Annotated in this window: 6 protein-coding genes and 1 CRISPR repeat array; all 6 genes read left to right on the top strand. The window is 35.7% G+C overall.

Translation table 11 applies throughout. From position 1 onward, the window contains the following. Positions 1 to 2: 2 nt before the first annotated feature. From cas10 to VB691_RS23800, 6 genes are read left to right on the top strand one after another with little or no spacing between them, the layout of a single operon-like run. On the top strand, positions 3 to 3,086 hold the full coding sequence (gene cas10, locus VB691_RS23825) for a type III-B CRISPR-associated protein Cas10/Cmr2 (protein ID WP_323294021.1): 3,084 nt from the start codon (positions 3 to 5) through the stop codon (positions 3,084 to 3,086). Then, the gene (locus VB691_RS23820) at positions 3,086 to 4,258 is read left to right on the top strand and encodes a type III-B CRISPR module-associated Cmr3 family protein (protein ID WP_323294020.1); all 1,173 of its coding nucleotides are present in this window, start codon (positions 3,086 to 3,088) and stop codon (positions 4,256 to 4,258) included. The genes cas10 and VB691_RS23820 overlap by 1 nt, the downstream gene beginning before the upstream one ends. Positions 4,259 to 4,260: 2 nt before the next feature. Beyond that, positions 4,261 to 5,535: a hypothetical protein gene (locus VB691_RS23815; protein ID WP_323294019.1), complete on the top strand. Its 1,275-nt coding sequence runs from the start codon at positions 4,261 to 4,263 to the stop codon at positions 5,533 to 5,535. 4 nt (positions 5,536 to 5,539) lie between these two features. Further along, the gene (gene cmr4, locus VB691_RS23810) at positions 5,540 to 6,433 is read left to right on the top strand and encodes a type III-B CRISPR module RAMP protein Cmr4 (RefSeq protein ID WP_323294018.1); all 894 of its coding nucleotides are present in this window, start codon (positions 5,540 to 5,542) and stop codon (positions 6,431 to 6,433) included. A gap of 9 nt (positions 6,434 to 6,442) precedes the next feature. Continuing rightward, on the top strand, positions 6,443 to 6,991 hold the full coding sequence (locus tag VB691_RS23805) for a hypothetical protein (protein ID WP_323294017.1): 549 nt from the start codon (positions 6,443 to 6,445) through the stop codon (positions 6,989 to 6,991). A 43-nt stretch (positions 6,992 to 7,034) separates the two neighbouring features. Then, a complete protein-coding gene (locus VB691_RS23800; protein ID WP_323294016.1) occupies positions 7,035 to 8,747 on the top strand; it encodes an RAMP superfamily CRISPR-associated protein in 1,713 nt (570 codons plus the stop codon). A 66-nt stretch (positions 8,748 to 8,813) separates the two neighbouring features. After that, positions 8,814 to 9,229: direct repeats of the CRISPR family, unit length 36 nt; unit sequence GTTTCCATTCAACTGATTTCTCCTGGTTAGGGAGAG. Positions 9,230 to 9,860 lie beyond the last annotated feature (631 nt).

Here is a 9,860-nt window from a genome sequence, read left to right as displayed (position 1 = left end):
AGGTGAGTCATCCATACTGGCAAGCGAAAATTTGGGGATTACTTCATGATCCGGCACTCAAAGCGTTATATCCGTCTATTCAGATGAATACAGAAGGACAATGGGATATTTTAGCTTGTATGGAGGGATGGACATCTCCCAAACCCAAGGGAAAACAATTTGGAGATTGTCCTTTACAAGTTAATTGGTTAAAATACGTCGGACTATGTGATTTAATCTCATCAGCAAGCGATCGCAGTACCATCGGCAGACTAGACCCTAAATATAGCGCAATTCAATATACAGAAAACGGCTTAGATATTCATCATCTGCTGTCAGGAAAACCCCAAACTCTCAAAGTAACAGAACAATTACATCAACGTTTACAACAAGGAAAGCGCAAAGAGTTTTTAGAAGTAACAGAAAGAGAGATTTTAAACGCAATCAAAGAGATAAAGGATCCGAAGACAGTATTTTGGTGGTTATGGCGATGTTATCCTGAAAAATTAGCACAAATTGATCCTAATATTGCCCTACTTCCGGCAGAAACTCGTCTTCCCGATGGGTCATTATGGAGTCATGTCAGTATGACATCAGCTTTAGCAGGTGCATTAGCAGGATATTATAAGAATAATGAAGATTATCCTCAAAAAAATAAAACATTCTCTAATTATTCCCGTCCTCATCTCGTTACCATTACTTTTACCCCTGTTCAAGAATTAATCAAAGCAAGTCGTAAAATGCGAGATTTTTGGGCAGGATCTTGGATTTTACACTATTTATCTGCAAAAGTTTGTTGGGAACTTGCTAATAAATATGGGCCGGACACCATACTCTATCCTTGTTTGTATGATCAACCCTTAATTGATCATTGGTTATTCCAAACTTATCCTAACTTTGATATTAAATCACCTAAAACTGAAAAATTACTAACTGCAGGTTTTCCGAATGTTATTGTCATGGTACTACCTGATAATGGAAAAACTATTGATGATCAAAAAGATAACCCCATTTATGCGGCGACGCAATATGCTAAACAAGTTCTTTTAAAAACATGGAAAGAGTTAGGAGATGAAGTTTTAAAATGCTTACAGGAAGGAAATGAAGAACGCAAAGGTTATGAACAATGGAAACACATTAACCCGAAAACATGGCAAGGATGGTTAGATACACAATGGCAATATTATTGGGTATCCTACCCTGTTGGATATTCTAACGCAGATTTAAGCCAGTCCCCTCGTAAAGAGGATAACTTTGAAACATGGGTAAAGCAACAAAATCTATTTACTAATCTTACTAAAGAAAAAGAGATTTTATTTGAACCCAATGAAGAACAATTTATCAGAGAAATATTTAACTTAACTGAAAATACTGATCAAAACTGTTCTAAACAACCGAATATGAATGTGGGTTCATGGTGGGGGTATCTCTTTAAACAAATGGGGAATAGTTTAAAGGCAGTTAAAAACGCTAGAAATTGGGAACTTCCGACCGTATTTACTCCTCGTTCTACCATTTCAGGTTTAGGTTCAGTGGTATGTCCAAATTCAAAAATAGAATCTCATGATTGGATAAAAGAAGGGGAAACTAAATCTTTTTGGCAACAAAACTATAACCTATTTGATGGAATTGAACAATTAAATGCAAGTGAAGTCGTTAAGCGTGGATTACATCAGATTTTAGGTAAAATTTTATATCCAGATGATGATGAGATTAGTTCAAAAGTTGAACAATACTACCCTGATTTAAGTTCAGGAGTAGCAGGATGGTTACGATCTTTCGATGAATCCCAAAGATCAGACATGATCAAATACTATAAAGCAATTTGTAAAGATATTTCAGATAACTTTAATTGGGTAGCAAAAGCAAAACATACTCCTTGGGGAATTCCCTTAATTGATAATAATACACAATATACTCAGTTACCTAATCCTCGCTTGTTAAATGCAGGATGGCTAATTGAAGATTATACATCTCAAGATAAAGATAAGAAAGATAAAGAGTTAAAAAGACTTCGTGAGACGATTTCTCACTATTTTTCTACAGGTAAAAATCCGACAGATTGGTATGTTTTAGCCGCCGGTGATGGTGACGGTATGGGAGACTGGTTAACCGGAAGTAAATTACAACCATATAAAGATTATATGCCTCAACAATTACTTGATAAAATTCCTAGTATGCCAGAATATTATCAAATTCCCATAGAAAATTTTATACAGGTTAAAAAAAGAATGGGACCGGCTACCCATAGTTCTTTAAGTCGTGCATTACTTGATTTTTCTAATCAATTAGTCCCTTATTTAACCGAAGAAAGATATGCAGGACGCTTAATTTATAGCGGTGGTGATGACGTTTTAGCCTGTACTAATCTTTGGGAATGGGATAACTGGTTATGGGATATTCGTCAATGTTTTCGAGGGGATAAAGATCCTTTAGGATTTGATGATGATGGTAATTTTAATTTAGGGAACTGTGAATTCAAAAACGATGGCGATTATTGGCAATGGAATCAGAAAACTAAACCCCAAAATTTAACCAGTCGTCCTTTATTTACAATGGGAGGTGAAGCAACAATTAGTTTTGGAATTGTGATTGCTCATCATTCTGTGCCTTTAGCTATTGCTTTAGAAAATTTATGGAAAGCAGAAGGTAAAGAAGAAGGAGCGAAAAAACATAAATCTCCCGATGGAAAAGTCAAAGATGCTGTACAAGTAAGAGTATTATATGGCAATGGAAACATCCTCAAATCTACAGCAAAATTTGATATTTTTTATCAATGGCAACGTTTAATTCATCTAAATCAGGAGATAGAACCCAGTTTATTTGAACAAGCGGCTACTCTTTTTGAACAACATCCCATTCCTGATTATAAAGCTATCGAACCTTGGACAAAAGCCTTCTGTAGTCGTAGAGAACAACTGAAAACAGATACTTCAGGGGAATTTCAAAAAGCTTTAGTTACCTTGTTTCAAAACTTATGGTTGACAACTCCTGAAAAAGAGTTAGAAACAGAAGAAAAAAAATTAGAAACAGAAGTCAAAAATTGGCTGAAGTTAGCGGCTTTTGTGCTTCGTAATCGTCAAATCAAAATCGGAGGACATCAGTAATGTATTGGTATACTCTCACCCCATTAGATGTGATTCTCCTGCGAGATGCCAAACCCTTTACCCCTGGCGAAAGGGCGTGGGCCGGCAGTATCTTTCCTCCCAATGGTCACACAGTTGCGGGTGCATTGCGTAGTCTTATTGATAAAAAAGATTTTGAAATTAAAGGGGTATTCTTATGTCGAGAAGACAAGGATAAAAAAAAGACTTTATATTTTCCCCGCCCCCTTGGATGGGTGGGATTAAAACCATTGATTCCCCTTCATCAAGAATGGAATACTAACTCACCCTTTCATCATGCAATGTGGGATCAATCTCAACCTTGTCCCCTTGTAACCTTGTCTAAAGATTCCGAAAAAGATGATAAAAATTATCGTCAATATTTGCCTTCTGATGCTGTTTTATTTTATCTTAAAAATGGGTACTTTGAAAAGGAACATTTACTTCTACCAACAGATGATAAACACAATCCCGAATATGAACCAGAACAACCCTGGAAAATTGAAACTCGTTCCCATAATTCTATCGAAGATAATAGCAAACAAGTTAAAAATGCTGATGGTTATTTTGTCGAAAAAGCAGTTAGAATGGCATCAGGATGGCACTTAGCAATTGGACTCAATTATCAACTAGATACCCCTGCTACGATTCGCTTAGGAGGAGAAGGTCATCGAGTCTTAATTCAAGCTTGTGATGAATTAGGCAATCAATGGAAATCACTGCATAATCAATCAAATGAAAACTTTAAAAAAGAAGGAAAAAGTATTGCTTATTTAGTAACACCAGGAGTCTTTGAAAGAAAACATAATGGTCAAGCGATGTGTAAACCCTATCCTTGGGAATGGAAACTCGCTCATACTATTAATAATAACCAAAATAAAGATGATCCCAGTCGAGTTTTAGTTAGTGTTGCTACTGCAAAAGCTGTTCCGATTAGTTGTCGAATACGGGATAAAAATGATAATAGCAAAAGTATTCCTGCACCGCAAGTTTTTGCTGCACCCATGGGAACACAATATTATCTTAATAAACCTTGCTATTTATATGCTAATCCTGATAATCCTGAAACTCAGTCATTCAAAGGAAATAAAGAAGCTAAAGCTTATCATCGAGCAAAAGGGTTACTAGATTTAGGTTACTCCGAATTATTATGGATTAAATGGAAGGAGAATTAATTATGGCTAGTATTATTTTATCTTTTGTCGGAAAGCAAGATCCAGCATCTGAAAGTACAAACGAAGAGGGATCAATTGTCACTTTAATTCGTCATTTACTTAAAAGTGACTGTTCTATCAAAAAAGTATTATTACTTTATAGTGAAGATACTAAAGGAAATGCTCTTTTAACTCAAGAATGGTTACAACAAGAGGATTTTCAGCTAACGATTGATCAAGTGGAATTAATGGCTGTTTCTCCTTCTTTATCAGAAGATCCTGTTGACGTTAGGTTGGCAACTCAAGAAGCCAATAAAGGGTTAAAACAAGTTTGGGGTTTGAAAGAGAATAATGATATCTTTGAGTTTAATTCATCCTCTGGTACACCATCAATGAAAACCGCTTGGGGAATTTTACAAGCTTCTGGTTACGGAAAAAATACTCGACTTTGGCAAGTTAGAAATCCTAAAACCATGAAAGAGTCTCAATTACTTGTTTTTGAAAACAATGTTAATGTCTTTAAAAATGAATCAGATTTTAGTGTCATCAAGAAACAACTGCAAAACTATAATTATGGAGGTGCATTACAAACATTAAAAAATAGCGATTTTGATAGTCACGTCGCTCAAGCTTTACTAGAATATGGTTATTATCGTTTAGCTTTTGATTTTAAATTAGCTAGAACTGTGATTCAACCCTATCAACAACAAGTTAAACCAGAACTGTTACAAAATATCAACGAGTTGTATAATGAGCATATATTAGAACTATTACAAGAAGCCTATTACAAAAGCATTATTAAACTTAAAACCAAACAATATGCTGATTTCCTAATCTTGTTGTTTTCTTTTCAGGAAAATGTCCTTAAATTTTTAGTTAAGCAACAACTTTTACAAGCCAACTTTAAAACGCTAGATTGGCAACGTACAGAAAACCAAATTCGTTCTAAGATTGAACAAAGAGAATTAAATAAATACCTTAAAGCTTATCGATATAATGGACAATCATTAAAATTAGACGAAAAAATTAATCGAATTGTTATGCTGGCTATTTTAGAACATTTTTCTGATCTAAGTTCTGTAATCTTACTATTAAAAGAATTAGAGAACTCTTGTCAAGATAGAAATGACTTAGTTCATAATCTTAAAGGAATCTCAGAACTTGAAAATGAAAAAGAAATTATCAAAACCATGCGTCAAATTATGGAATTTGTAAAACCAGATTTTGAAACAACGAACCCCTTCAATTCACTCAATGAACAAATTCTCGATCAATTAACACCAATCGTAAGAGGTTAAATCCATGAAAGATTTTCGCTTAGGTTACTTATACAGCTTATCTCCTATTCATTGCGGTGGGGAAGGAGATATCGGAAACATTCTAGAAATTTCCCGTGAAGTTCATACCAATTTTCCCTATATTCCTGGGTCATCTTTACGGGGAAGTATCAGAGATGAAGTTCAATCATTAGATACTAATGCTGCTAATAATTTATTTGGCAAAGAACTTGATAAGGAAGGACAAATGGGAGTTCATCAAGTCTGGTTTGGGGATGCACGGTTATTATGGGTTCCCATGAGAACTATGCCCCTTAATGGTGGCACAGATATCTTTACTTGGGTTAGTTGTCATTCTTTAATTCGAGATCATGCCATTATTGCTAAATTATCCTTTACTACTTTTCCCGATCATCCTGTGGGGAGTCGTCCTGGAAATTATCTTGTTGCTGATGCGGAAATAAATGTATCTGCACTTAATCCCAAACAAAAAGAAGCGATCACCTTTTTAGGAAAGTTTCCTGATTCTCTCAACGATTCTGTTAAACCAACTTGGGAAACCAATCATATCATTCTTCCTGATTCTGATTTTCAAGTCTTAATGGAACATTCTCTTTGGACACAGGTAAGAAATAAAATCCAAGAAGAAACAAACGGAGCAAATCAAGCAGGTTCAGCAGAAGTTTTTTGGACAGATATTTGTATTCCTCGTGATACTATCTTCTATAGTCCTTGGGGTTATAATTTATCAAAAGAAAATCCTATCAGTTCTGCTGAACATGAACTTTTAATACAAGTTCTTCAGGGATTAATTCAAGTTGGTGGACAGGCCAATGTTGGTCGAGGATGGGTACAAAGTTGGGTTAATAACAACACTTCTCCTCTTGGTCAAAATTCAGAAAAATCAGTTCTAGTCTAAGCCTAAATTATGTCTAGTAAAAAACGCAAATCTTCTCAATTTCCATCTCACAATAAATCTTCATCTCCTACGATGAAAACTACTCATCCTCAAGCTGAGCAAAATCTTATATTTGCTCCAGAAAATACGGTTTCTTCTACCCCTTCTACTATGACAAATTTTCAGAGAGTCCAACCAGAAAAAATGAGTTTATCTGCTCATGAGAATATTCAATATTATCTTGAAAAAGAAAAGAAAACCCATCTCTCTCAAGAGGACTTGAATGCAGTATTACGTCTGTCTCAACACTTAAGACTTTTTGGATTACTTTCAGCAGTAGGATATATTAATCAATCGAACGATCAAGAAGGAAAAGTTCGCCAAAGAACCGTCCCTATTTGGCATTGTTTATTAGGAAAATTAATTGCTCCTACAGAAGACTTAAGTAAACGGCAACTCATGGAAAGAATTGTTGACTTAACTAGAAATAAACCAACAGAATATATGGCTTTGTGGCGCAAATCTCTATTGTTAACATCGCAATGGAATTTTTGGGCAAGAGCCTATTCTCAAGATTAAAATTTAACCCATTTATTGAGCAGTAAGCAGTCTTTAGAACATTATGTATACAGGAACTAAATTAATAGAACTTCTTGAAAAACAACAGCAAACAAGAGGTCAATCTGATTTATTCAAAAAAGGAACTTTTGTCATTCAATGGCGAGCTAAGGTGGGTTCTTACCCTCATCCAGATGGGGAAACGATGATTTCTGCTGGTGAACCTTGTGGTAACTGGCAACATGATAATACTAAAAAACTTAATGTTGGGGATAATTGTCAGAGGTTTCCTGAATTACCTCTTAATGGTTATATTCCTGGGTCTTCTATTCGAGGTTTAGTCAGAGCTTGGGCTAAAAAATATCCTGAAATACATCAACGAATGAATGAATTATTAGGATATCAAGATGATGAAAAAATTGTTCCTGGTAAAATTGAATTTTTAGATGCTTATCCTCAAGAACCTACTCCTTTAACCTTAGATATTGTTAATCCTCAACAAGATTTTCAAGTCTTACATAAAGGACAAAGTAAACCTTTATCTTTTTATACATTAGGAGATGGTAAACAAAAAATTTCTGTAACTATTGCGATTCGAGGAATTGTTAATAAAACCACCCCTACAGAAGTACAAGAAGTTTGGGAATGGGTAGAACAATCACTGTGTTTTTATGGTGTAGGAAGTCGCACTGCTTCTGGATATGGGGCTATTAAATCTCTTAGTAAACCTAAATTGATTTGGCCTTCTGATGAATCTGTCAAAATATTCGACTTTACGTTATATAGTCAAGGTTGCTATGGTGCTAATCAAAGGGATAGAGATGACGTAGAATTACGTCCTTCTCATTGGCGAGGTTGGTTACGTTCTTGGGTATGGCGATTTCTTTTAGGCGTTATGTCAGAAAATAATGCAAAAAAGACGTTAGGAGAATTACTGGGAAACATTGATGATGAAAATGGAACAAGTAATAAGGGCTGTGTCCGTTTAGAAGTCATTAAAAGCACAACTTGGGGAAAAAGTTCCAATCATCAACCGAGATTTTATACTTGGAAAGGAAAGCTGAAAATTATTGCTCCAAAAGATATTTTAAATAATCTTATTTTGCCGATTATTAAGTTTGCTGTTAGTGTGGGTGGAGTAGGTCGAGGATGGCGTAGACCTTTACATATTTTTCAGATAAATAATAGACATAATGCCGCGAGAGGCTGTGACCTAAAACTGCTTCATAAGGCTAGACCTAAACCTATTGAAGAACCCAGATTAATTTCTTATATTTTATCTCCTAATAAACCAGAAAATTGGAGTAATACTTATCAAAAATTGCTCGACACTTTTCAAGACCATTGGCCTAATAGAATTACAATTGGAGCTAATCCTGATTTACAAGCTGAAGTCTTTTCTCCAACAACTTGTGCTATTTTTGCCGTTGCTGGCCCAGTTGATAATCCCATAGATGAATCTGAACAAACTTGGGATTTCATTCGGTCTAATTCAGAGACTCGTGGAGAGGGAATGAATCTTATTTATCAGGATAAGTATAAGCGAAAAACAGATGTTGGTGGCAATGCTGGTCAGGGGAATGCCCATTGTTCTTGGGTGAGTATTAGACGAGTCAAAGTTCCACACAAAACAGAAAATACAAATTGTCAAGAAATAGTCTGTTTATTTATGGGGGGAAAATCATCTAACCCTAATCACTTACGTTCTCAATTTTTAAAAGATTTATCGCAACGCTCAGGGGCGAGTCTCTTATTTGGATACTCACCAATAAATTAACTTTAATCAGTCTTTTTTGAGTTTATATAAAACTCCGTCTAATTTATAAATTAGCGGAGTTTTTCAGTTTCCATTCAACTGATTTCTCCTGGTTAGGGAGAGGAGGTATTTCCTCCAAACCGTTCAAAAATGGAATGGAAATGTCGTTTCCATTCAACTGATTTCTCCTGGTTAGGGAGAGCTTCTAACTGAAGGAATCAATTTTGGAGGGGTTGTAATGTTTCCATTCAACTGATTTCTCCTGGTTAGGGAGAGTTATTTCCTTGAGTGGTACCGCTCAGATAAAAAAGTTTCCATTCAACTGATTTCTCCTGGTTAGGGAGAGTAATGCCTTCAAAATGGCAACTGTCCAACTCTTCAGGTACAACCGTTTCCATTCAACTGATTTCTCCTGGTTAGGGAGAGTTCATGGAGGATTACGCTGCGATGCCTCACTATTCTGTCTAGTTTCCATTCAACTGATTTCTCCTGGTTAGGGAGAGAGTTCGTCTGACGATCCAGACAGGATGCTGGTTTCAGAGGACAAATCCACGCAACCCCTGTAATCACCATAATACAAACGGAAAAATCTTTCAAGTTATCACCTTCAAATCCTTACCCCATCAGCGATCCACGCAATCCGACGAAAGAATCATGGTTTCGACGATTTCCTCGATTGCGTGGATCGAGAGGAAACATATTTATCTTATTGAGTTTTCCTGGTTCAGAATTCCTTGGGTTTTGAGTTAAAACAATGATAAGTAGTCACACAAAATTAATTACCTATCACAGAGGGCTGAAAGCCTTGCTACGCAAGGATCGCTATGTGTAATTAATTTTGCCTAGGTACTTATAACAGATTAATGACTCAAAAACTAAATCTTCATTTTATTTAAACAGTTTTCACCGTTATTTTCTTTGATTCTAACGTAGATAGTGGGAAAACTATAAACTAAGAAATACTGTTGTTGTCATCCCAACCAATGTAATGGCCAGCAAGAAAGTCCACGTAAACGAGTACACCGTCCGAGCGCATGAACGAGAGATCCACACCCGAACCTTTAAGTTCTTATGTTCTCATTGCCATGAAACTTGCGAACGGGAAACCTACGCCACAGCTTGCCCCAAGTACGG

Origin of the sequence: Crocosphaera sp. XPORK-15E, assembly GCF_034931425.1 — a bacterium.
GTDB lineage: Bacteria > Cyanobacteriota > Cyanobacteriia > Cyanobacteriales > Microcystaceae > UHCC-0190.
The sequence above is the reverse complement of the archived record's forward strand: the minus strand, read 5'-3'. Positions and strand labels throughout refer to the sequence as shown.